The sequence below is a fragment of the Clostridium sp. AM22-11AC genome (assembly GCF_003473545.1).
Taxonomy (GTDB): Bacteria; Bacillota; Clostridia; order Lachnospirales; family Lachnospiraceae; genus Enterocloster.
This window is the reverse complement of record NZ_QUCM01000002.1, coordinates 32,656-56,561: the sequence shown is the minus strand read 5'-3', so window position 1 is coordinate 56,561 and position 23,906 is coordinate 32,656. Positions and strand designations below refer to the sequence as shown.

Genomic DNA, 23,906 nt, shown 5'->3' with positions numbered 1-23,906 from the left:
TCTCGCAATTCTAAAAACATTCGTAATCCGCTCATTTTTCTTCAAAAAATGGCTTCTTACTCATGTTTTTGGCGGGTCCCAAGTTCAAAAATCCTCATGCAAGCAAGCTTGCATCGGATTTATGACCTTTTGACCCTGGTATCAAAATATTAGGTTTTATTACCTTTCTACTCTATATACAGCCAGGTCTTTTAAAATGTTGCAGAATTTAGAAATTTCCCTGCTGTATGCCTACCAGTGCGGAAAACGGCGACTGGAAGCCAAAGAGACCAGGATGACAGAACACCTGGCCAAACCATTAAAACCAGTGTTTTCACCCCGCCATAAGCGGGGTGGAAGCACGACACCGGTCGGCACACTATAAAAGCTCCTGTAAAGAACACTAACTATTCCCTACAGGAGCTTTATTACGCACTTCGCGCAATTTAAAATTTTATCATGGACCACACAGGCCGTCATTTCACTTATCAATTGTCCACATCTTGAGTGCAGCTGTCCGAATGCAGCGGACAAAGTCCGATGCAGGCGAACAGGTGCAAATCGAAAGCCAGTGGACAATGATAAGTGAAATGTAAGGCCGTTTCTTGCACGATTCACAACCTCACAGCTGCCAGTTTCCAGCCTGTCACGACTCTTTAGGCCCGCAACGCCCTCATAGCATTCAGGATCGCAATAACCGAAACTCCAACATCCGCAAAAACCGCTTCCCACATATTCGCCACACCAAAAGCGCCCATAGCCAATACTACAAACTTAACGCCCAGTGCAAACACAATATTCTGCATAACGATTCCCATGGTCTTTCTGGAGATCCTTACAATATCCGCAATCTTTCTCGGATCATCATCCATGAGCACCACATCCGCAGCCTCAATTGCCGCATCCGATCCCATACTTCCCATAGCAATTCCCACATCCGCTCTGGAAAGCACCGGCGCATCATTAATACCATCACCAACAAAAGCCAGCTTTCTGCCTTCCGGAAGTGCCTTCAACAGCGCCTCCACCCGATCCACCTTGTCACCGGGAAGCAGTTCCGCATGAACCTCATCCAGTCCAATCTCCTTTGCCACAGCCTCAGCCACATTCCGCTTATCGCCGGTCAGCATCACGGTCTTAGAAACACCGGCACGCTTCAGGCTTCGGATCGCGTCCTTTACGCCATCCTTAATACCATCTGCAATTACAATAGATCCAAGGAACTTTCCTTCCTCTGCCACATACACAACCGTACCAACAGAAGCACACTCTGTATAAGAAATTCCTTCCTTATCCATCAGCTTTCCATTACCGGCAAGCACTGTCTTCCCGTCAATCTTAACCTTCACGCCATGACCAGAAATTTCCTCAGCATCACTCACTCTGCTCTGATCCAGTTTCTTACCCCAGGCATCCCTGATAGACCGTGAGATTGGATGATCCGAATAACTTTCAGCCAGCGCAGCCAGTTCCAAAACCATACTCTGCTTTTTCTCATCTCCGTCAACACTGTGGATCTCAGCTACCTTAAACTCGCCCTTAGTCAGCGTACCAGTCTTATCAAATACCACCGTATGCAGCTTTGCCATCGTCTCCAGGTAGTTACTTCCCTTCACCAGAACGCCCTTCTTAGAAGCCGCACCGATACCAGAGAAGAAACTCATAGGAACCGAAATAACCAGCGCACAAGGGCAGGAGATAACCAGGAAAGTACATGCCCTGCGTACCCATTCAGCCCATGACTGGCCTAAAAACAAAGGCGGGATCACAGCCAGAACAACTGCGCCGATCACAACAGCCGGAGTATAATACCTTGCAAACCGGGTAATAAAATTCTCCACATGAGCCTTTTTACTGCTGGCATTTTCCACCAGTTCCAGGATCTTTGCTACCGTGGAGTCATCAAACTCTTTGGTAACTTCCGCTCTCAAAAGCCCATTTCCATTGACGCAGCCGCTTACCAGATCGTCCCCTTCCTTCACTCTTCTCGGAACAGACTCACCAGTCAGTGCAGAAGTATCCACCATAGACTCACCAAAAACAACCTTGCCGTCCAACGGGATCTTCTCACCAGGCTTGATCACGATAATATCGCCAACTTCCACATCATCCGGATCTACCTGCTTTAACTGCCCGTCTTCCTCAATATTGGCATATTCCGGACAGATATCCATCAGATCTGTAATAGACTGGCGGGAACGGTTTACTGCATAACTCTGGAACAGCTCGCCCACCTGATAAAACAGCATAACAGCCACTGCCTCAGAATATTCATTTACTCCAAAGGCACCAATGGTCGCTACTGCCATGAGAAAATTCTCATCAAAAACCTGGCCATTTTTAATATTCCTTACTGCCTTATAAAGGATATCCCAGCCGATCACAAAATAAGGGATGAGATACAAAAATAGCATCTTCCAGCCTGTAAATACTGCCGAGATCATTTTCATATGATCTGCTGCCACCAGTGCCACATACAGCACTGCCGTCACCAGAATACGCTTCAGCATGTCTTTCTGTTTCTTAGTCATGGCCATCTCCTTATATAGCAGATTACATAACGATCTTGCAATCCGGTTCTACTTTCTTACAGATCTCTGCTGCTTCTTTCAGGATCTCATCAAAACGGTCATCATCTGCATCCAAAGTCAGTTTCTGCATCATAAAGCTGACTGTTGCATCATTTACGCCGTCAATTTTTTTAATAGCGTCCTCCATCTTTGCAGCACAGTTAGCGCAGTCCAGATCCATCAGTTTAAATTTCTTCTTCATAGTTTTATTCCTCCTGATATAAAATATTTTTTAATAAAACAGCTCTTTCATTTACTATATCCCTTCATTACTCCTGGATATGTTCCATTCCCTGACTGATGATCGTCTTCACATGACTATCTGCAAGGGAATAAAAAACGGATTTTCCGTCCCTGCGGTTCTTTACAAGACGGTTCTGCTTTAAGATTCTCAGCTGATGGGAAATAGCAGACTGGGTCATATTAAGCAACTGGGCAATATCACAGACACACAGTTCAGCCTCAAACAGCACATAAAGGATCTTTATCCTGGTAGAATCCCCAAATACCTTAAAAACCTCAGCCAGATCATATAGCTGGTCTTCATCCGGCATATGGTCTGTCACTGCTTTTACCACGTCTTCGTGGATCTGACATGCTTCGCAGTGTTCCACATCGTTTAATGCCATAGGCGGTGCTCCTTTCCTTTGTATTCACATAAGTGTTTTATATGAATAATTGTTCATATGTTTATATCTGCATTATAATACAACCCATATAAATGTCAATATGTTTTCTGAAATTTTAACCCTGGCATCATAAAATCCCGGTAAGACATTCTGCTTTTATTCACAGTCCGTCTTACCGGGATCAATATGATGTTCTTACTTATTCTTTTTATTTGAACTTTTTCTTGTTTTCTGCAAACTCAGCCTTTACTTCATCCATCAGCTCCGGCTTTGTGATCAGATCCATAGAAGCTCCGGCAATGGACTTGGCGCCATAGAGGATGCAGTCTCTTGCAGCCTGTGTCTTTCCTGCATCTACAAATTCCTGAGAGTGGGAAGATGTACCTTCCGGTACGAAAGCTACACGGATACAGGAACCTGGAATCTCATACATAACGTTTCCAAAATCAGTGGAACCAGTCTTTTCTCTTGGTGGTGCCAGTCTTGGAGCACCTGCCAGTTTGGCATTTTCCATAAGAAGCTCATTTAACTTAAGAACCGGGATCTTATTGTAGAAATCGCTGGTCTGCTCTAATTCATAATCAACACCTGCGATCAGTGCTGCACCCTTGATAATGTCCTTAAAACGGCTTACAACACCCTTTAACTCTTCCTTGGAGAAAGAACGCAGGGAAAACTTACCTACGGACTTTACAGGCACTACATTAGCCGGTCCCGGAAGCTCTGCTACGGTATAATGCATACGCACATCATCCGGCACATGCTCTCTTAAAAATTCAATACCATTAAATGCTACTAAAAGAGCATCAAAAGCGCTGCGTCCCTGTTCCGGAGCCAGTGCTGCATGGGCACGTTTTCCATGGAAAGTAACCCTAAAGGACTGGTCTGCCAGGCACTTTACATCTGTACAGGTAGTCGGGCTTCCATGCATCATAAACGCTGCATCCAGCTCGTGGAAACAGCCATTCTTGATCATATCACACTTAGAACCAAGGGTTTCCTCTGCCGGTGTGCCATAAACTACCAGTGTAAATGGCTCTTCTCCTGCACATTCCTTTAAAGCAACTGCTGCGCCTAAACAGGACGGTCCCTGCATATGATGGCCGCATCCATGTCCTAAGCCCTCTAAAGCGTCATACTCACAAAGGATACCGATCACAGGACCGCCTTCCCCATGTTTCCACTCTGCACGGAAGGAAGTCTCATATCCACCTACGCTTTTTTCTACAGAAAACCCATTATCTGTAAGATATTTTGTTAAAAGATCACATGCCTGATATTCTTTGCCTCTGTATTCCGGATGGTCAAAGATAAAATCAGCCATTTCCCACAGTTTTTCTTTCTGTGCTTCAATTTTTTCAAATAATTCATTTTTCGTTGTCATAAAATTTCCCTCCGGACATTACATCGGTCCTAAATGGATACCCTGGGCAATTGCTGTCATAATACATGCTGTAACTGCCCAGATCAGGAACAATTTCCACATGAACTTCATCCAACGGTCATATGGGATGTTAACAGCACTGATGATACCCATAAGAGCAGTAGAATGAGGCAGAATATAGTTACAGAAACCATCACCGAAATTATATGCCAGAACACTGGTCTGACGGGTAACGCCTAACAGGTCAGATAATGGGATCATGATCGGCATGATCGCTGCCGCCTGTCCACTGCCAGATACGATCACACAGTTGATCAGTGTATTTGCAATATACATTGCAGGAGCCATTAAGAAGCCCGGTGTATGCTGTAAGCAGGAAGCTAAACCATATACAACAGTATCTACGATCTTTCCTGCACTCATGATACTTGCAATTGCACTTGCAAGGCCGATGATCATAGCAGCTGTCAGCATCTTTTTACAGCCTTCAACAAATACCTTTGACATATTAGAAGGTGTTTCTCCTGCAATAAATCCAACTACAATACCAAGTCCTACGAATACAGATGCCAGCTCCGGCATATCCCAGCCAAACTTAACAGAACCAACTACCATACCAGCTAAAGCTGCAACCAGAGCGATGATGATCAGGGTTTTTCTTACATCCATGGTTCCGAAAGAGTCAATATCCAGGTCTTTCTGCTCATTCTGGCTGTCCAGGTCATACATTGGGCTTAACTCTGGATTCTTGCGGATCTTTAAAGCATATCTTACCAGATAAATATTGGTAATAATAAGGAATACCACAAAGCAGACTGCACGGTACTGGATTCCTGAAAACAGCGGCAGTTCTGCGATCTTCTGGGCAACAACAGTGGTACTTGGATTTACAGTACCGGTTGCAAAACCAACTGCGCCACCTAACAGGATGATCGCCGCACCAACGATGGAGTCAAGTCCCATTGCCAGAGTGATCATTACAACTACAGGAGCAAATGCGATGAACTGGTTTACACCCTGGGTGGTACAGATCAACGCAAAGATGGTAGTCATGATCGGGATAAAGATATACAGACGGTTCTGAAATACCTTTGCAACACGGGCTACTGCAGAATGAAGAGCGCCGGATTTGCTGATCAGGTCAAACGCACCGCCTGAGAAGATGATGACTAACATCAGATCCACTCTCTTACACATGGAATTTACAATGTAAAGAGGGATCAGAAGTGGGTTAACTGGACAGCGGTCAATAAAGGAGAACTGGTTCGGGTCTACTACCTTTACTCCGTCTGCGTTTTCCACACGCACATACTGTCCTGCCGGAATGATCCAGGTCAGTAAGGTTGCGAACAGGATGATGACCATCATGATCACAAATGTGTGAGGCATTTTAAATGTCTTTTTGTTTTTTTCTGCCATTTTTAATACTCCTTCCGTACTTTTTTATTATTTTATCACGCTAAAGCATGGAAGTATATTTAATTTTATTTATTCTTTATATAAATTTAATAAATAATGACGATATTGGGATTAAAAGGCATTTTGACATCCATGCTGCCGGATCACCTGTGGAAAAATCTTCTCACATTCTTTTCCATGCTCCATAAGCATATCGATCATACGCTGCATATAGCCGGTCACCGGCATTTCTTTCCGGTATGCCAGCACAAAATCAGTGGTGCTGTCAATATTACGCATACAATAATACCGCACATTTTCCTGCTTTTTCATATACATCACATAGCTTTCCCGGTTAAATCCGATCCCCAGTCCTTCTCCTACCATCTGCATGGCAGTTTCTATGCTGCGTATCTCCCGTATTTTTCCCGGCCTTACTCCATTTTTATTTAATATACGTTCTGAATCCCTGCGGATACTCTGGTTCTGTTTTGCCAGTATAAGCTTTTCCCCGTTCAGCCAGAAAAGCTCCAGACTTGGAAGGGCTTTTCCTTCTTCCCAGACTGCCTTTTCATTGATGGGATGATCTTTTGGGACAGCAATAAGAAGATGTTCTTTAAATACCACAAAACTATTCATATAGGGAGGCAGGTCTACACTGTTGCATAAAAGCAGATCTGCTTTAAAATTCTGTATACTTTCTTTTAATTCTTTCATGGTTCCCTCACAAAGGATCACTTCCACTCCCGGAAACTCCTTTTCGTAAGAGGCAATAACAGGGGGCAAAAATCCGGTTGCCCGGCGCAGCTGGACCCCGATGCGGATGCGTCCGCTGTAATTTCCAGTAATATCCTTTAATTTTTCATCCAGTTCATGGCTCAGCTGCAAAATAAGCTTCGCCTTTTCCACATACTGCTCTCCTGCATAGGTAAGGATAAATTGCTTTCCCACCCGCTCAAATAACCGGACTCCCAGAGATTTTTCCAGATTGTTAATGTATATGCTTAATGCTGGCTGGGAAATAAAAAGCTCCTTTGCCGCTGCTGTAATCGTTCCGTTTTCTGCCAGTGCACAGACGTATTCCTGTTCCTTCAGATTCATGATCATGCCTCCTGTGTGCTGAGACTTTTTTATCTTCTGTCATGTACTAGTACATCATTTCATATATTATACTTAATTATCCGAAAGAATGGCAAGATTTATTGCTTTAAACAGCATAATGATCAAAAGTATTTCTGTCTAGGAACTGCTGCTGACTTTATCTCAATACATCCGTTGTAATTACAACAAAAACGAGACTGCCCGGGAGTTAAATCTCCACCGGCAGTCCCTTATATACCGTTTAAAAAAAATTGAAGAACTAACAGGTCTTAGTTTAAATGACCATGATTCTTTATATCTTCTGGAATCATGCCTCAGGCTGCTGCGCCTGATATGAGTTTATTAATTCCTTTAAATGCTCAGTAAGCTTTGTATTCTCCCGGTAATCCACCGGGCAGTCAATGATAACAGGTACCTTCTGTTCAAATGCTTTTTCCAGAGTCGGGATCAGTTCTTCGGCACTGTTGATCCGATATCCGATGGCATGCATACTTTCTGCGAATTTTACAAAATCCGGGTTGGTAAAGTCTACATAGAAGTTCTCTCCATACCGGTCTTCTTCTTTCCATTTGATCAGGCCATAGCTGCAATCATTAAAGACCAGGGTTACAAAAGGAGTTCCGGTGCGCAGGGCAGTCTCAAATTCCTGGCAGTTCATCATAAAACCGCCATCACCAGTAATCGCCAGTACCTTTTTATCCGGGTTGATCAGCTTGGCTGCCAATGCACCCGGAACAGCAATTCCCATGGTGGCAAAGCCATTGGAAATAATACAGGTATTTGGCTCATAACAGTTATAATGCCTTGCGATCCACATTTTATGGGCACCTACATCAGAAATAACGATATCTTCTTTTCCCATTACCTTGCGCACATCATTTAAGATTTTCTGGGGCTTCATAGGAAATTCCATATCTTTGGCATAAGCCTCATGCTCCTTACGCATTTCATCACGAAGCTTAAATGCCCACTCAGGTTTATCATTTCTATGACAACGCATGGCAATATGATTTAAAGAATAGGACAGATCTCCGATGACCTCTACATCCGGCTGATACAGCTTGTTAATGTGGCATGGTCTTGCGTCAATATGGAGAATGGTGTGATTTCCCTTGCTGTTCCATTTATTAGGTGCATATTCTACAATATCATAGCCTACTGCGATCACCAGATCTGCCTCTTCAATAGCAATATTCTGGTAGTCTTTCTGTGGAATACCGATAGTCCATAAAGAATATAGGTTATCGCAGGGGATAATGCCCTTTGCCATCATAGTATTGATCACCGGAATATGCAGTTTCTCCGCAAATTCTGTCAGGGCCTTAGACGCTTTATTTCGGATAGCAGAATGTCCTGCAAGGATCACTGGACGTTTTGCCTGGAAAAGCAGGCCTGCTGCCTCTTCCAGACTTTCTATACTTGCCATTTCCAGGTTCGGCTTATGATGCTTTAAAGGCTGGCGTCCCACTTCACTTTCTACAGGCATAGCTGCAATATTGCAGGGCAGGTCAATGTGGCAGGCGCCTGGTTTCTCGCTTTCTGCGTATTTAAAGGCAATGCGGACTACCTCGTTTACAGTATCCGGATTTACCACCTGTTTGCTGCGCTTTGTGATCGGTGTAAACATCGTTACCAGATCCAGATACTGGTGGGATGTGAGATGCATACGCTCCGTTCCTACCTGGCCGGTAATGGCGATCAGCGGTGCGCCGTCTGTATTGGCATCTGCCACACCTGTTACCAGGTTGGTAGCACCAGGGCCTAAGGTTGCCAGGCACACACCAGCTTTTCCTTTTAATTTACCGTAAACATCAGCCATAAAAGCTGCGCCCTGCTCATGGCGGACTGTGATAAATTTGATCTTAGAATCCTTTAATGCCCGCATTACCTCCAGATTTTCTTCTCCCGGAATACCGAAAACATATTCTACTCCTTCATTTTCCAGGCATCTTACTAACACCTGTGCTGCATTCATTGTTTCATTTTCTTTTGTCTGTTTCTGATCGCTCATGATCTGCTGCCTCCCTTTGATCTGATCCTGATTTGTTTTCCATAATATATGGACCCCACAGAACAGAAAAAGCCCCCGAAGATCTAACTCTTCAGAGGCTTCTTTGCCGTTTCATGTTTTCTGGATTCTTTTTCTGAAACGGATTATAGCATCCCAAAACTTCTTTTTCCAACACGAAAATCATTGTTCCGGGTACAGCATTTTTCTTTAATTATAATCCATGAGTTTTATGGACACAAACTTTTTACTCTTCTTTTTCTTCCGGAATTACTTCAATTCCCAGATCCTCTAACTGCTTTGGATCTACAGGAGTTGGTGCCTTTGTCATAAGACAGGAGGCATCTTTTACCTTCGGGAAGGCAATTACGTCACGGATGCTGTCTGCGCCTACCATTAACATGATCATACGGTCGAAACCATATGCCAGACCTGCGTGAGGTGGTACTCCGTACTTAAATGCCTTTAACAGGAAGCCAAACTGGTCATTTGCTCTTTCTGGTGTAAAGCCAAGTACTTCAAACATCTTAGACTGGATATCTGCCTGGTGGATACGGACAGAACCACCGCCCATTTCTACGCCGTTTAATACGATATCGTAAGCCTTTGCACGTACTCTTCCCGGATCGGAGTCAATGTACTGAAGGTCTTCATCCATAGGCATGGTAAATGGATGATGCATTGCTACGAAACGTCCTTCTTCTTCGGAGTACTCTAATAACGGGAACTCTGTTACCCAGAGGAACTTAAAGTCATCTTTCTTTAACAGGTCTAACTGTCTTGCCAGTTCCAGACGCAGGTTGCCAAGTACATCAAATACTACCTTGTCCCTGTCAGCTGCAAAGAGTAATAAGTCACCTGGCTTACCATCCATAGCAGCAACTAAAGCAGCCATTTCCTCATCCTTCATGAATTTAGCGAAGGAAGACTTGTAGGTGCCGTCTTCATTAATAGCAATATAAGCAAGGCCCTTTGCGCCGAAGCCCTTTGCGTACTCTACTAAGGCATCGATCTTCTTTCTTGGCATATGTCCCTGTCCCTCTGCGTTGATACCGCGGACAGAACCACCATTCTCTAAAGCGCTCTTAAATACAACGAACTCGCAGTCCTTAACAACTTCAGAAACGTTCTTTAATTCCATTCCGAAACGAAGGTCTGGCTTATCAGAACCAAAACGGTCCATAGCTTCTCTCCAGGTCATACGCTGGATCGGCAGCTGCAGATCATAGTTGCAGACTTCTTTGAACAGCTTCTTTAACAGACGCTCATTTACGTCTAAAACGTCATCTACGTCTACGAAAGAAAGCTCCATATCGATCTGGGTAAACTCAGGCTGACGGTCTGCACGAAGGTCCTCATCACGGTAGCAGCGTGCTAACTGGAAGTAACGGTCATAACCGGAAACCATCAGTAACTGCTTAAACAGCTGTGGAGACTGTGGCAGTGCATAGAAAGAACCTGGATGTACACGGCTTGGTACCAGGTAGTCTCTTGCGCCTTCTGGTGTACTCTTGATCAGAGTTGGGGTTTCGATCTCTAAAAATCCTTCTTCTGCCAGGAATGCACGGGTCAGAGTAGCAACGCGGCTGCGCAGCATCAGGTTTCTCTGGATGTCAGGACGGCGAAGATCCAGGAAACGGTATTCCAGACGCAGATCTTCTTTTGTCTTGCTCTTTTCTTCAATTGGGAAAGGAGGAGTCTCAGACTCAGCCAGGATACGTAAGGACTCTGCTCTTACTTCGATGGCACCTGTAGCCAGGTTTTCGTTTACAGCGCCGGAACGTGCTTCTACACGGCCTTCTACTGCAATAACGAACTCACTTCTTAATTTCTCAGCTTTCTCAAAGTTTTCGGTTCCGCAGTCGTTTTCCTCGAAAATGATCTGAAGGATACCGGAACGGTCTCTTAAATCAACGAAAATAATTCCGCCTTTGTTTCTGCTCTTCTGAACCCAGCCCATAACGGTTACTTTCTCGCCGATCTGGGCAGAAGTTACTTCTGTACATCTGTGGGACCGCTTCAGTCCTACCATTGATTCTGCCATGATTTTTCTCCTTTATAGCTATTAACTAATAAATTACCCTACTGTATATAAGTACGATTAATGTTTCAGGCTTTCTTTATAGAATTCCTTAAACTCCTGATAGCCTTCTTTTCCAAGCTGTTCCTTCTGGAACTTCTTGTTCTTGTTCATCTGGGCTACCAGTACGCGGACGCCTTTCTTTCTCTCTTCCATTGCTTCACGGATCACAGCTGCTAAAGAAGCGGAGTCAATTCCCTTTTCAAAGAGGAATGCTTTCTTCTCACCAGCACCAGGAACCGTAAATCCATTGTCTAAGAGGATGGTAACGATACGCTCAAAACCAATGGAGAAGCCGCATGCAGGTGTCTCCATACCGGTAAACTTGCCGATCATCTTGTCATATCTTCCGCCGCCTGCTACAGAACCGCCGAAGCCTTCCATGGAAACCTCGAAAATAGTTCCTGTATAGTAGGACATGCCACGTACCAGAGTCGGGTCAAATACAAGGCCAAATTCAGCCTCTGCTACGTCTTTTACAGTCTCCATAATGTGTACCAATCCCTGGCATACAGATGGATCCATTACATCCTTTAAAGTCTCTCCTAACTTCTTAACACCTTCTGCATCATTGGTAACAGTGCGAAGGATCTCCATATAACGGCTTACGCTTTCAGGAGCGTTTCCATTTTCCAGAAGTTCTTTCTCAACACCCTCAAAACCAATCTTGTCCATCTTGTCCAGAGTGATCAGAACGCTGTCCATAGCTTCTTCTGCAAAACCGCAGTAACGTGCCATGCCAAAAAGGATGCCTCTGTCGTTAATTCTTACAGTAAATGCATTGTCCGGGCAGATCTTGCTTAATGCAGTAGTAGTTGCCAGGATCAGCTCGATCTCAGCCAGATTGGTAGGATCGCCTAAAATATCAATATCGCACTGGGTAAACTGACGGAAACGACCCTTCTGGGGACGGTCTGCTCTCCATACGCTTCCCATCTGTAATGCCTTAAAAGGACTTGGAAGGTTTGCCGCATTATTTGCATAATAACGGGACAGAGGCAGTGTCAGGTCATAACGAAGACCGCTGTCTGCCAGGTCATTTTCTTCCTTTGCTGTCTCTAAATTCAGCTTATCGCCTCTCTTTAAGATCTTAAAGATCAGCTTTTCATTATCACCGCCCTGCTTGCTGGTCAGGTTCTCAATATGCTCCACGCAAGGAGTTTCGATCTGTGAAAAACCAAAGCCCTTGTAGGTCTCACGGATCTGGTTCATAACATATTCGCGGATCTGCATCTCTGCAGGAGTGATATCTTTCATGCCGGTAACCGGCTTCTTTGTTAATGCCATATTTTTCTCCCTGTTTTCTATCTGTTCTCTATCTGTACTATTCCTTTTTTATTGTAATGAACTTTCCCGATTTTGCAAGTCCTTTAGTGAATAATCTTCTCCTTGCGCCCGATCATTTCATCGATCCGGCTGATATACTGCTCTACTTCCTTTACATTCTCGCAGCGTTCCCTTCTGTTTTCAGACGGGAATACCACTTTTGTAGTAGTTCCTGCACCGCAGGCAGCAATGGTCTGCATCTCCTCCATGATCAGGATATTGTAGATACATGCCTTTCCCGGAAGAGAATAACCTACATTTTCAAAGTTGCCTGCCATGTTTTTCTGGCGGTAGAGATAATATGGTTCCATACCCATTCTGCGGGCACAGGCTTCACTTAAAGCAATCATTTCCGGTGTGTTGTTGATCTTTAAGTCCGCATATTCTTCCTTAAACATGTTCAGTCTTGCAGCACGTTTAATAGCAAGAGAATGAACGGTCAGAGAGTCTGGTTTTAAGGCTTCGATCTCTTCTAATGTATGTTTTACATCATCCAGATCTTCCCCTGGAAGTCCCATGATCAGGTCCATGTTGATGTTGTCAAAGCCAAGTTCTCTTGCAATGTGGAACTTTTCTTTTACATTTTCTACTGTATGACGGCGGCCGATGAGATCCAGGGTCTTCTGGTTCATGGTCTGTGGGTTAATAGAAATACGGCTGATGCCATGGGAAGCTAAAACCTTTAACTTTTCTTCTGTAATGCTGTCCGGACGTCCTGCTTCTACGGTGAATTCCAGCGCATTCTTTGTATCAAACAGCTGCTCTAATTTACATAAGATAGCGTCAATGTCCTCTGCAGGCAGGGAAGTCGGTGTACCGCCTCCAAAATAAATGGTATCAAGAGGTCTTCCCTTCATCTTTTCCGCTGTATATTCCAGTTCCTTAAATAAGGCTTCCAGATACAATCCGGTACGGCCTTTCCACTTACTGATAGGATAAGAAGTGAAGGAGCAGTACAGGCAGGTAGTCGGGCAGAATGGGATACCTACATATAAGCTGTAACCTCTGTCATAGTCCAACGGCTCTAACAGACGTTTTTCCCTTGCTGCGATCTCAATGCTCAGATTGATCTTCTCATCGCTGGTCATGTAAGTTTCTTTCATGAATTTGCGGATGTCTTCTTCCTTCCATCCATCTTCCAGACGGCTTAATGCGATCTTGGTAGGACGGATCCCTGTAAGAGAACCCCATGGAAGTTCATGGCCAGTACGCTTTACAAGCATCTGGTAGAATAATTTTTTAATAACGTTTTTTGTGGCAGAGTGGTCTGAGAGATCTGCTTTTCCTGTGGAATGGGCAGTCAGAGTCCAGCCTTCCAGTTCTTCCCCATTTTCTAGTTTTTCCCAGATCCCAATAACAGCTTCCCCGTCCTCTAATCTGGTCTGTACATAAAAATCAACGCCCTCTTTTACTTCATGGGCATAAGTCTCACCCGGATAAAAAGACATCAGAAGTTCTCTGATGTCCTGTTCATATGCATTATCCTGTATTAATAATCCGATCATTTTCTTCCTGCTTTCTATCTATCGTACCTCTTTCGTACTTATCTGTAATACGGAATAGGATTGTGCTCCTTTTCATAGCCAATGGTAGTTGGATCCCCATGTCCCGGATAGACCATAGTATCTTCCGGAAGCACAAATAATTTATTTAAAAGGGAATCCGCTATATCACTGCTGCTTCCTGTTGCCAGGTCTGTACGGCCATAGGACTCATAAAACAGCGTATCACCGGAAAGAAGTACCTCTTCTTCCGGAATATAGTAGCTGACGGAACCTGCTGTATGTCCAGGTGTTGCAATGACTTTCCATTTATATCCTAAAAGTTCTAATTCATCCCCGTCATGGACCAGTACATCTGCATGGAAACTGGTCTGTTTTCCAGGCACATGGCAGGACAGATTAATAGAAGTATCTGCCAGCATGGCATCTTCTGTTTCAGAGGCATATACAGGAATGTGGAATGCCCGCTTTACCTCAGGCACTCCGATAATATGATCAAAATGTCCATGTGTTAAAAGCACTGCCACCGGTGTTACACCCAGTTCACTGCATTTATTTAAAATATAGGCTCCATTATCTGCCGGGTCTACCACTACGCCTTCTTTGGTATCGTCGTTGTAGACCAGATAGCAGTTTGTGCTCACCATTCCAAGCACCATGGTCTTTATCCTGAAATTACTCATAGTTCTCCTTCTATATGGCACTGTCTGCCACTGCAGATCCGGCCGGATGCAGCAGTTTCATCAGCCTGTAGTTCTCTGGATATCCAGAACACCGTCGATCTGGCGGATCTTATCGGTAATACGGTTCAGTTCTTCTGTTCCATGGATATCAAAGGTCATAATGATGGTGGCGCGGCCCTGCTTGCTGGTACGCACGTTCATGGAAGTAATATCGATCTGCTTTTCTGTAAATACCTTTGAAATATCTGCAAAAAGGCCGATACGGTTGTTTGCGAAGATCTGGATCTCAGTGGAATACTGCTCTGTACTGGTAGGATTTTCTGCCACCTGCCACTCAGCATCGATCAGCCGTCCTCTTTCATCTTCCGGAAGGTTGATCACATTGATACAGTCTGTACGGTGGATGGAAACGCCTCTTCCTCTGGTAACAAAACCAACGATCTCATCACCAGGTACAGGATTACAACATCTGGAGAAACGAACTGCCAGATCATGAAGTCCCTTGACCACGATACCGCTCTTATTCTTGCGTACAGTTGCTTCGCCGCTTCTTCCATCTGTATCGGCAATGCCGTCCAGAACTTCTGCGTCAGTGATCTCACGTTTCAGCTTCTTCTCCCGCTCTTCCAACATCTTGTTGATGACCTGGCCCTCTTTTAAGCCACCATGTCCAATAGATGCAAGAACAGAATCCCAGTCTTTAAAGGCATAGCGGTTCATTACCTTTTCCATAAATTCCGGTTTGGAAAGGTCCGCCAGGTTAATGCCTTTTGCCTTACAATAACGGTCAATGGCATCACGGCCGCGGATGATATTATCCTCTTTCATCTGGGTCTTGAACCACTGATTGATCTTATTTTTTGCCTGTGTGCTGCGTACCAGCTTCAGCCAGTCGCGGCTTGGTCCCTTGGAATTCTGGGAGGTGATGATCTCAATACGGTCACCATTCTGGATCTGATATTCAATAGGAACCAGTTTTCCATTGACTCTGGCGCCTACCATCTTATTTCCTACCGCACTGTGGATGGAATAAGCAAAATCAATAGGAGTAGAGCCGCTTGGAAGAGTCTTTACATCACCGGACGGAGTGAAACAGTAAACACTGTCAGAGAACAGGTCCAGATCACCCTTTACCATGCTTAAAAACTCTTTGGAATCATCTGTATCACGCTGCCACTCCAGGATCTGGCGCAGCCAGCTTAATTTCTCTTCTTCTTTTCCGGCAGCGATCTGTCCGCTTCCGCTCTCTTTGTATTTCCAGTGAGCAGCGATACCATACTCAGCAGTACGGTGCATCTCGTAAGTACGGATCTGGATCTCAAATGGCTGTCCGGTGCTGCCGATCAGAGTTGTATGCAGAGACTGGTACATGTTCTGCTTCGGCATAGCGATATAGTCTTTAAAACGACCAGGAATTGGCTTGTACATTTCATGGATCACACCAAGAGCTGCATAACAGTCTTTTACTGTGTCTACCATGATACGCACAGCAAACAGATCGTAGATCTGATCCAGGGTCTTGTTCTGCTTTAACATCTTCTTATAAATACTGAAGAAATGCTTTACTCTGCCGCCTACGGTGGCTTCAATGCCTGCTTCGTCTAAATGTGCCTTTACTTCATCTACAATGGACTGGACAAAAGCTTCTCTTGCATCTTTGCGCAGATCCACTTTTTCTACCAGGTCATAATAAACTTCCGGCTTTAAAAACTTAAGTGATAAGTCATCTAATTCGATCTTGATCTTGGAAATACCCAGACGGTCTGCAATAGGAGCATAGATCTCCATGGTCTCCCTTGCTTTTTCCTTCTGCTTCTCCGGCTTCCAGTACTGGCCGGTACGCATGTTGTGAAGACGGTCTGCCAGCTTAACGATGATAACGCGGATATCCTTTGCCATTGCAAGGAACATCTTGCGCAGGTTCTCAGCCTGGATCTCCACTTTATCTTTATCCCAGTTTAACTGAGTCAGCTTGGTAACACCGTCTACCAAGAAAGCAACCTCCGGACCAAACTCTTTGGTCAGCTCATCCAGTGTCATGACGGTATCTTCTACTACGTCATGAAGAAGGCCGGCTGCAATGGTCTCCTTGTCCATCTCCAGATCAGCCAGGATAATAGCCACACATAAAGGATGGATGATATAAGGCTCTCCAGACTTTCTCTTCTGATCCTTATGTGCTTCTGCAGCGACCTTGTATGCCTTTTCGATCATGGAAATATCATCGGAAGGATGGTATTTATGGATCGTTTTGACCAGATCCTGATACAACACTTCCGGGCTGGTAAAGTCCGCCGGAGCTTCAAGCTCTATATCCAGTTTTTCTTTTGTTCCCTCTTTTCCCATATATGTGGCCACCTTTTTACAAATAATTAGTTACCATTATAATTTTTTTTAAATAAAAAAGCAAGGTCTGGTATACCTATTACTTTCTTATGAGTTCTGATTACTTACCCTCATAGATAATAGCAGACTCAACATCATAGCCCTTTAAAAGTTCTCTTCCCTTAAGTCCTGCCAGTTCCATTACAAAACAGATCTTCACTACCTTGCCGCCCAGTTCTTCGATCAGCTTGATAATTGCTTCCGTAGTACCACCGGTAGCGATCAGGTCATCAATGATAACAACCTTCTGTCCAGGAGTAATGGAGTCCTTGTGCATCTCAATCTCTGCAGTGCCATATTCCAGTGCATACTTTGCAGAAACAGTCTCGCAAGGCAGTTTTCCTTTTTTGCGGACCGGAACAAAGCCCTTGTGCTCTGCATAGGCAACCGGCACACCAAAGATAAATCCTCTGGACTCAGGACCTACTACTACATCATAATCTACATCCTTTAACATATTGCGGATGCTGTCCACTGCCAGGTGCAGACCGTCTGAATCCTGAAGGATGGTAGTTACGTCCCTGAAAATAATACCAGGTTCCGGAAAATCCGGGATGCTTCTTACATATTCTTCCAGCTTTTTCATATTTATATCCTCGTTTCTTTAAAATTTACTTAAGCGACTCATCTTGCACGGCTATGCCGCACAAGATGCATCGGAATATTACTTCTATTATACTTGCTCTGGCGGACACTGTAAACCCCGGGCAGTACACGCCCCTCAAATCTTTATTCCAATCTTCCCTGAAATATGGTAATATGTCCTTGTTATTTTCAGAACATATCGATATATCGTGAGGTTTTACATATGACTGGCTTAGGTACACTTGTAAATATGGCTGCTATCCTTATAGGAAGCGGTATTGGACTTTTATTAAAAAATGGCATTCCCAAACGGCTGCAGACCACGATCTCCAGCGCAGTGGGTCTCTGTGTGGTCTTTGTTGGTGTTACAGGCGCTATCAAAGGACTGATGAATGTATCAGGAACTACCTTTGAGACCAAAGATACGTTAGTGGTAGTCATCTGCATGGCGATCGGCGCTGCCATCGGTGAATGTCTGGATCTGGAACAGAGAATGGAAAACCTGGGGGACTGGGTCAAATCCAAGCTTCCAAATGGTTCCTCTTCCTCCAATTTTACAGAAGCCTTTGTAAGCACCTCCCTTGTTTTCTGCATCGGTGCCATGGCCATCGTCGGTTCCATTGAAGACGGTTTAAACCATGATTATACCATGCTCTTTACAAAAGCTGTTATGGACGGCGTGCTTTCCATTGTTTTTGTAGCATCCTTAGGTATCGGCGCTGCATTTTCCATGTTTCCCGTAGGCATCTACCAGGGAAGTATCACTCTTCTTGCAGGTCTGGTAAAACCCTATCTTACAGACCTGATGATCGGACGCCTTTCCTGTATCGGTTCTATCCTTATCTTTGCCCTTGGTTTAAATCTGACCATTGGAACAAAGATCAAGATCGCAAATATGCTTCCGGCTGTATTCCTGCCGGTTATCGTATGCCTGTTGGGATTTTAAAACAGGTTATGGTTGTCATTGTGAATATGATTATGAAAGGACATTATCATGTTAAAAGAAGAAAGACAGACCTGGATCTTAAATAAACTTCATACCTCCGGAAAGGTAGTAGTCAGCCACCTGGCCGGGGAATTAAAGGTTTCCGAAGATACCATACGCCGTGACCTGTTAGACCTGGACCAGAAAGGACAGTTAAAACGGGTATTTGGCGGTGCCATCCCTCTGGAAAAACCGGTCATCAACTTCTTTGACCGGGAAACCGCGGATGTTGCCTTAAAACAGCAGCTTGCCATGCGGGCACTGGAATTTCTGGAGCCGGACCAGCTGGTTGCCATTGACGGCAGCAGCACCAATCTCCAGTTTGCCAAAAATATCCCTGATAATTTAAAGCTTACAGTTCTTACCAACAGCTACAGCATTGCCCATGTATGCTCCTTAAAAGAGCAGATCCGTGTTATTATCCTGGGCGGTGATCTGTTAAAAGACTCCATGACCACAGTAGGGGAAGTAGCCGCTGCCCAGGCTGCTGCCTATCACCCGGATCTGTGCTTCATGGGTGTCTATGCCATCCACCCGGAATACGGCATGACCATTCCTTATCCCGAAGAAGTCAGCATCAAACGCCAGCTGATCCACTCCTCCAGCCGGGTCATCGCACTGGTAAATCCCATCAAACTGAACACTGTTTCACGATACCAGGTGTGTGGGATCGAGGATTTTACAACTCTCATCACAGATGGAAATGTGCCGCAGGAGATGGCATCACGATATAAAAACAGAGGATTAGATTTCCTATAAAACAGTTTGAGCCGCCCGGTATGGGCGGCTCTTACTTCTTCCAATCAAAAAAACTGCGTCAAAATGACCGTTCGATTTGCAAATATCAATTGTACACATCTTGAGCGCAGCTGTACGAATGTGGCGGACAAAGTCCGATACAGGCGAACAGGTGCATGCGAAAGCCAGTGTACAATGATACTTGCAAATCGGTTTCAGGTGATTTTGACGCAGTTTTTTCCTCTACTTTATTCACCAAACACTGCCTTATAATCAGCCTGGAACTTGGCAATTCCCTGGTCAGTTAAAGGATGCTTGGTCATCTGCTCTAATACCTTGTATGGAACAGTTGCAATATCAGCGCCAGCCTTTGCGCAGTCGATCACATGGATCGGGTTGCGGACACTTGCTGCAATGATCTCAGTTTCGATGTTGTGCATCTGGAAGATCTCAGTGATATCATAGATCAGATCAATACCTGGCATGGAAATATCATCCAGACGTCCTAAGAATGGGGATACATAGGTAGCGCCTGCTCTTGCAGCTAACAGTGCCTGTGCTGCGGAGAAGATCAGAGTTACGTTGGTCTTAATGCCTTCTGCGTGAAGAACCTTAACTGCCTTTAAGCCTTCTACAGTCATAGGGATCTTAACAACCATGTTTGGATGGATCTTAGCGATCTCACGGCCTTCTTCGATCATTCCTTCTGCTGTTACAGTAGTTGCCTTTACTTCGCCGCTGATCGGTCCGTCAACGATAGAAGTGATCTCTTTGATAACCTCTTTAAAATCACGGCCTTCTTTTGCGATCAGGGATGGGTTTGTGGTAACACCACAGATAATTCCCATATCATTTGCCTTGCGGATATCATCTACATTTGCTGTGTCAATAAAAAACTTCATGAAATAGTCCTCCTCTTACATTTTGCTTCCCACCGATACCGGATTGCTACGTGTTTTTACCCCGGTATCATTTTATACTTGTATTATATCGCAGACCATGCACATGTCAAGCAAATTTCCGCATTACTTTGCCACATTTTATGGCTATACGTGCAAAATAACGCATTAAAAATTTGCATATCATGCATAAAAAACGCATTAAAAAGAGCCCGGCCTGCGGACTCTTTCGTGTTTACATCTAAATCCCCTTACATAATACGCACATTTTTCAGCGCACCGGTCTTACAGAACTGGGTCCATTCGCATACATTTACCGCATGATCCCCAATACGCTCTAAGTACTTGGCAATCATCAACAGGTCGATCCCCTGGTCTGCATGGGACGGCGCAGATTTTAACAGCTCCACCACATCCGATTTTACCTGATTAAACAACGCATCCACCTCATCATCCCTGCGGATGATCTCCTCTGCCTCTTCCACGTCCTGCTTAATAAATGCTTCTACTGCATCATGGACCATTTTCTGGGCTGACGCTGCCATAGCAGGAAGATGCTGTACAATGTGGTATGCATGATCACTCTTAATCCGCAGGATCAGCTCCGCAATATCAGATGCATGATCTCCAATACGCTCCAGATCCGTTACCACCTTAAGAGCAGTGGAGATCTGGCGCAGATCCCTTGCTACCGGCTGCTGGCGAAGGATCAGGGACAGACAACGGGACTCAATGGCACGTTCCATGTCATTTACATTCCGGTCTCCTTTAATAACATCCTCTGCCATGGTATAATTCTGGTCTTCAAATGCCACGAAAGTCTGCTCAATGGCTTTTTCCACCATCATGGCCATATCACGCAGGCATTTATTCAACTCCTCTAATTCATGTTCATAAGTAATGCGCATCCCTTATGCCCCTTTCCGTTGCTTTTCCAACATTTTCGCAACTCTACATTCTCACATTTTACCGTAGGATCACATTCCATCAACCAAAACGTCCGGTAATATAATCTTCCGTTCTCTTATCCTTAGGCATGGTAAACAGTTCATCTGTGGTAGCATATTCCACTACCTCGCCTACCAGGAAAAATGCTGTATAATCTGCAATACGGGTTGCCTGCTGCATGTTGTGGGTAACAATAGCAACCATATACTTGCTCTTCAGATCGTCCATCAGGTCCTCGATCTTTAAGGTAGAAATCGGGTCCAGTGCAGATGTAGGCTCATCCATTAACAGAACCTCCGGCTCTACTGCCAGCGCTCTTGCAATACAAAGACGCTGCTGCTGACCACCGGAAAGTCCCAGTGCAGATTTCTTTAAACGGTCAGAAACCTCATCCCATAAAGCTGCGCCCTTTAAACTGCGCTCTACGATCTCATCTAACTGTGCCTTGTTCTTGATACCGTGAATTCTTGGGCCGTAAGCCACATTATCATAAATACTCATCGGAAATGGATTTGGCTGCTGGAACACCATTCCCACTTTTTTACGAAGAAGTGTGGTGTCTACCTGCGGATCATAAATATCTTCCCCGTCAAGAAGCACGGTTCCCTCAATCTTTACATTTGGAACCAGGTCATTCATACGGTTTAATGTTTTTAAATAAGTAGATTTTCCACATCCGGATGGTCCGATAAATGCAGTGATCTTATTTTCATAAAGGTCCAGATTAATATTTTTCAGTGCATGATTTTCTCCATAGTACAGGTTCAGGTTCTGTGTGGAGATCTTTACTTTATTTTCCATTATACTCATTTCCCTTTCGCGTCTTTCACGTTTATCTTGTCTCTACATTAAACCGGTGGGACAGATATTTTGCCAGTGCGTTGATCGCCAGTACGATCACCAGAAGAACAACTGCTACGCCGAAAGCTTCATTGTATTTTGCCTTCTGCATAAACAGATACAGCTGGATAGTCAGTGTACCACCTGACTCAAGTACCTTGCCAAACAGGTTCTTTGGAAGGTAATAGCCGCTTCCTGCAGTAAACAGTAAAGCTGCAGACTCACCTACGATACGTCCGATCGCCAGGATAACACCTGTAAGGATACCAGGCATAGCACTTGGAAGAAGGATGGTGCGGATCATATACCACTTGGTAGCACCAATTCCCAGTGCACCGTGACGGTAACTGTCAGGAACGGTCTTTAATGCTTCCTGGGTGGTTCTTGTGATCAGTGGAAGGATCATTAAAGTCAGTGTCAGGGAACCGGTAAGAATGGAGTAGCCCAGTCCCAGTGTATTTCCGAAAAACACCATTCCGAAAAGACCAAATATAATAGAAGGAATACCGGAAAGTGTTTCTGTTGTAAATACGATCAGACGGACGATCTTTCCCGGTTTTGCATACTCATTTAAGTAAACAGCAGAACCTACACCAATAGGAGTTGCGATCAGCAGAGTGATCACTACAATATAAAGAGTGTTGATAATATTTCCAAGGATACCAAAGGTTCCCTTTGTAGCGCTGGAAACAGTGCTTAAAAAGGACCAGGTCACATGTGGGACACCCCTTACAAAGGTATAACCTAAAATTCCGATGAGAAGGAGCATGGAGAGACTGGCACATCCGTAGATAATACCGGTTAAGATCACATCTGTGCTGCGGATGCGTTTTCCATAAATGCTTTCCCGGATCACGGAGTTTTCATTGATACGGATAGCGGCTTCACCTGTCATTTTGTTTTCTCTCCCTTCTTCAGAATACTGTTTAAACCAATGTTGATGATCATGATAAATGCAAATAATACAAGGCCGATGGTAAATAATACTTCTCTGTGCAGTCCGGATGCATATCCCATTTCTGCTACAATAGCAGTAGTCAGAAAGCGGACGGAGTTAAATGGAAGGGGGAAGTTTACGGAACTTCCGGATACCAGTGTAATAGCCATTGCCTCGCCGATGGCTCTTCCTGTTCCTAAAACAACGGCTGTGATAATACCGGATTTTGCTGCAGGAAGGATCACCTGGAAAATAGTCTGGATCTTTGTAGCGCCTAATGCAAGGGAAGCGCTTTTTAAATGACCCGGAACAGCTCTTAAAGCAGACTCACTGATGTTGATGACGGTTGGCAGGATCATCAGCGCCAGTACCAGCACTGCGGAGATCAGGTTTGCGCCGCCGGTATACTGATGAGTAGAAGAACCTTTAAATACAGCCAGTTCCATTTTATACATCAGAGGATTTAAGATCAGGATACCTAACAGACCGTAGATAACAGACGGGATACCTGCTAACAGCTCTACTGCCGGACGGACTACATTGGCCAGTTTTTTCGGCGCTACTTCTGCCAGGAAAACTGCTGTCATCACGCCAACCGGCACACCGATCAGGATCGCCAGAAAGGTTCCCACAATGGATGTAAGGATAACATACAGGATACCAAAACTTGGTGTAGCAGCAGCCGGCTGCCATAAGGTACCAAAAAGGATATCCAAGATGCCTACTTTAAACAGCGCCGGTGTACCGCTGAATATCATATATAATGTAATGGAAGCAACAGCCAGAACAGCGAAAAAGCCGCATGCGGTGAAGATCGCTTCTGCAGCTCTTTCTACTGTAGACTTGCTGCCATGATGGGAACGGACGGAAAATGTTTCCTGTGTCATTGCAGACAGTCTCCTTTCGTTTTGTATGACTCACACTTTTTA

Annotated in this window: 20 protein-coding genes; 2 read left to right on the top strand and 18 right to left on the bottom strand. The window is 44.6% G+C overall.

The genetic code is table 11. The features are described from left to right. Positions 1-635: 635 nt before the first annotated feature. The 13 genes from DW251_RS02960 to DW251_RS02895 all read right to left on the bottom strand — a co-directional run bounded on the left by DW251_RS02960 (position 636) and on the right by DW251_RS02895 (position 17,631). The gene (locus DW251_RS02960) at positions 636-2,510 is read right to left on the bottom strand and encodes a heavy metal translocating P-type ATPase (RefSeq protein ID WP_118300204.1); all 1,875 of its coding nucleotides are present in this window, start codon (positions 2,508-2,510) and stop codon (positions 636-638) included. Positions 2,511-2,532: 22 nt separating this feature from the next. Next, complete coding sequence (locus DW251_RS02955; protein ID WP_118300203.1) at positions 2,533-2,751, bottom strand: cation transporter; 219 nt, start codon at positions 2,749-2,751, stop codon at positions 2,533-2,535. Positions 2,752-2,818: 67 nt separating this feature from the next. Beyond that, on the bottom strand, positions 2,819-3,178 hold the full coding sequence (locus DW251_RS02950; RefSeq protein ID WP_021868653.1) for a metalloregulator ArsR/SmtB family transcription factor: 360 nt from the start codon (positions 3,176-3,178) through the stop codon (positions 2,819-2,821). A 208-nt stretch (positions 3,179-3,386) separates the two neighbouring features. Continuing rightward, positions 3,387-4,562, bottom strand: coding sequence for a M20 family metallopeptidase (locus tag DW251_RS02945; RefSeq protein WP_021868654.1), 1,176 nt, complete (start codon positions 4,560-4,562; stop codon positions 3,387-3,389). A gap of 18 nt (positions 4,563-4,580) precedes the next feature. Further along, positions 4,581-5,981, bottom strand: coding sequence for a Na+/H+ antiporter NhaC family protein (locus tag DW251_RS02940; protein ID WP_118300202.1), 1,401 nt, complete (start codon positions 5,979-5,981; stop codon positions 4,581-4,583). Positions 5,982-6,092: 111 nt separating this feature from the next. Then, entirely contained in the window at positions 6,093-7,061 is a 969-nt protein-coding gene (locus DW251_RS02935; protein WP_118300201.1) for a LysR family transcriptional regulator, read from the bottom strand. A gap of 307 nt (positions 7,062-7,368) precedes the next feature. After that, positions 7,369-9,072: an acetolactate synthase large subunit gene (locus DW251_RS02925; RefSeq protein WP_118300200.1), complete on the bottom strand. Its 1,704-nt coding sequence runs from the start codon at positions 9,070-9,072 to the stop codon at positions 7,369-7,371. A 244-nt stretch (positions 9,073-9,316) separates the two neighbouring features. Further along, positions 9,317-11,113 (bottom strand): aspartate--tRNA ligase, encoded by a 1,797-nt coding sequence (aspS, locus tag DW251_RS02920; RefSeq protein WP_021868658.1) that lies wholly within the window; start codon positions 11,111-11,113, stop codon positions 9,317-9,319. A gap of 57 nt (positions 11,114-11,170) precedes the next feature. After that, entirely contained in the window at positions 11,171-12,436 is a 1,266-nt protein-coding gene (hisS, locus tag DW251_RS02915) for a histidine--tRNA ligase (RefSeq protein WP_021868659.1), read from the bottom strand. Between the two features lie 83 nt (positions 12,437-12,519). Beyond that, on the bottom strand, positions 12,520-13,980 hold the full coding sequence (gene hemZ, locus DW251_RS02910) for a coproporphyrinogen dehydrogenase HemZ (RefSeq protein ID WP_021868660.1): 1,461 nt from the start codon (positions 13,978-13,980) through the stop codon (positions 12,520-12,522). Between the two features lie 38 nt (positions 13,981-14,018). Then, positions 14,019-14,660, bottom strand: a complete 642-nt coding sequence (locus DW251_RS02905) for an MBL fold metallo-hydrolase (protein ID WP_118300199.1) — start codon at positions 14,658-14,660, stop codon at positions 14,019-14,021. Between the two features lie 60 nt (positions 14,661-14,720). Further along, entirely contained in the window at positions 14,721-17,006 is a 2,286-nt protein-coding gene (locus tag DW251_RS02900) for a bifunctional (p)ppGpp synthetase/guanosine-3',5'-bis(diphosphate) 3'-pyrophosphohydrolase (protein ID WP_118300198.1), read from the bottom strand. A 100-nt stretch (positions 17,007-17,106) separates the two neighbouring features. Beyond that, positions 17,107-17,631, bottom strand: coding sequence for an adenine phosphoribosyltransferase (locus DW251_RS02895; RefSeq protein ID WP_118300197.1), 525 nt, complete (start codon positions 17,629-17,631; stop codon positions 17,107-17,109). Positions 17,632-17,853: 222 nt separating this feature from the next. Between DW251_RS02895 and DW251_RS02890 the strand changes: the two genes are divergently transcribed. Further along, on the top strand, positions 17,854-18,576 hold the full coding sequence (locus tag DW251_RS02890) for a DUF554 domain-containing protein (RefSeq protein WP_021868664.1): 723 nt from the start codon (positions 17,854-17,856) through the stop codon (positions 18,574-18,576). Between the two features lie 48 nt (positions 18,577-18,624). Then, complete coding sequence (locus DW251_RS02885) at positions 18,625-19,374, top strand: DeoR/GlpR family DNA-binding transcription regulator (RefSeq protein ID WP_118300196.1); 750 nt, start codon at positions 18,625-18,627, stop codon at positions 19,372-19,374. A 227-nt stretch (positions 19,375-19,601) separates the two neighbouring features. Here DW251_RS02885 and fsa read toward each other — a convergent pair whose 3' ends face one another. The 5 genes from fsa to pstC form a co-directional block, all read right to left on the bottom strand. Beyond that, positions 19,602-20,255 (bottom strand): fructose-6-phosphate aldolase, encoded by a 654-nt coding sequence (fsa, locus tag DW251_RS02880; protein ID WP_021868765.1) that lies wholly within the window; start codon positions 20,253-20,255, stop codon positions 19,602-19,604. Between the two features lie 248 nt (positions 20,256-20,503). After that, a complete protein-coding gene (gene phoU, locus DW251_RS02875; RefSeq protein WP_021868766.1) occupies positions 20,504-21,160 on the bottom strand; it encodes a phosphate signaling complex protein PhoU in 657 nt (218 codons plus the stop codon). 79 nt (positions 21,161-21,239) lie between these two features. Then, entirely contained in the window at positions 21,240-22,001 is a 762-nt protein-coding gene (gene pstB, locus DW251_RS02870; protein WP_243034862.1) for a phosphate ABC transporter ATP-binding protein PstB, read from the bottom strand. Between the two features lie 31 nt (positions 22,002-22,032). Next, complete coding sequence (gene pstA / locus DW251_RS02865; protein WP_118300194.1) at positions 22,033-22,935, bottom strand: phosphate ABC transporter permease PstA; 903 nt, start codon at positions 22,933-22,935, stop codon at positions 22,033-22,035. After that, a complete protein-coding gene (pstC, locus tag DW251_RS02860; RefSeq protein ID WP_021868769.1) occupies positions 22,932-23,864 on the bottom strand; it encodes a phosphate ABC transporter permease subunit PstC in 933 nt (310 codons plus the stop codon). Before pstC ends, pstA begins: the two co-directional genes overlap by 4 nt. Positions 23,865-23,906 lie beyond the last annotated feature (42 nt).

Coding starts and splice junctions, on each gene's coding strand:
- DW251_RS02960 (WP_118300204.1), bottom strand. CDS start 2,510: ATGACTAAGAAACAGAAAGACATGCTGAAGCGTATTCTGGTGACGGCA.
- DW251_RS02955 (WP_118300203.1), bottom strand. CDS start 2,751: ATGAAGAAGAAATTTAAACTGATGGATCTGGACTGCGCTAACTGTGCT.
- DW251_RS02950 (WP_021868653.1), bottom strand. CDS start 3,178: ATGGCATTAAACGATGTGGAACACTGCGAAGCATGTCAGATCCACGAA.
- DW251_RS02945 (WP_021868654.1), bottom strand. CDS start 4,562: ATGACAACGAAAAATGAATTATTTGAAAAAATTGAAGCACAGAAAGAA.
- DW251_RS02940 (WP_118300202.1), bottom strand. CDS start 5,981: ATGGCAGAAAAAAACAAAAAGACATTTAAAATGCCTCACACATTTGTG.
- DW251_RS02935 (WP_118300201.1), bottom strand. CDS start 7,061: ATGAATCTGAAGGAACAGGAATACGTCTGTGCACTGGCAGAAAACGGA.
- DW251_RS02925 (WP_118300200.1), bottom strand. CDS start 9,072: ATGAGCGATCAGAAACAGACAAAAGAAAATGAAACAATGAATGCAGCA.
- aspS (WP_021868658.1), bottom strand. CDS start 11,113: ATGGCAGAATCAATGGTAGGACTGAAGCGGTCCCACAGATGTACAGAA.
- hisS (WP_021868659.1), bottom strand. CDS start 12,436: ATGGCATTAACAAAGAAGCCGGTTACCGGCATGAAAGATATCACTCCT.
- hemZ (WP_021868660.1), bottom strand. CDS start 13,980: ATGATCGGATTATTAATACAGGATAATGCATATGAACAGGACATCAGA.
- DW251_RS02905 (WP_118300199.1), bottom strand. CDS start 14,660: ATGAGTAATTTCAGGATAAAGACCATGGTGCTTGGAATGGTGAGCACA.
- DW251_RS02900 (WP_118300198.1), bottom strand. CDS start 17,006: ATGGGAAAAGAGGGAACAAAAGAAAAACTGGATATAGAGCTTGAAGCT.
- DW251_RS02895 (WP_118300197.1), bottom strand. CDS start 17,631: ATGAAAAAGCTGGAAGAATATGTAAGAAGCATCCCGGATTTTCCGGAA.
- DW251_RS02890 (WP_021868664.1), top strand. CDS start 17,854: ATGACTGGCTTAGGTACACTTGTAAATATGGCTGCTATCCTTATAGGA.
- DW251_RS02885 (WP_118300196.1), top strand. CDS start 18,625: ATGTTAAAAGAAGAAAGACAGACCTGGATCTTAAATAAACTTCATACC.
- fsa (WP_021868765.1), bottom strand. CDS start 20,255: ATGAAGTTTTTTATTGACACAGCAAATGTAGATGATATCCGCAAGGCA.
- phoU (WP_021868766.1), bottom strand. CDS start 21,160: ATGCGCATTACTTATGAACATGAATTAGAGGAGTTGAATAAATGCCTG.
- pstB (WP_243034862.1), bottom strand. CDS start 22,001: ATGGAAAATAAAGTAAAGATCTCCACACAGAACCTGAACCTGTACTAT.
- pstA (WP_118300194.1), bottom strand. CDS start 22,935: ATGACAGGTGAAGCCGCTATCCGTATCAATGAAAACTCCGTGATCCGG.
- pstC (WP_021868769.1), bottom strand. CDS start 23,864: ATGACACAGGAAACATTTTCCGTCCGTTCCCATCATGGCAGCAAGTCT.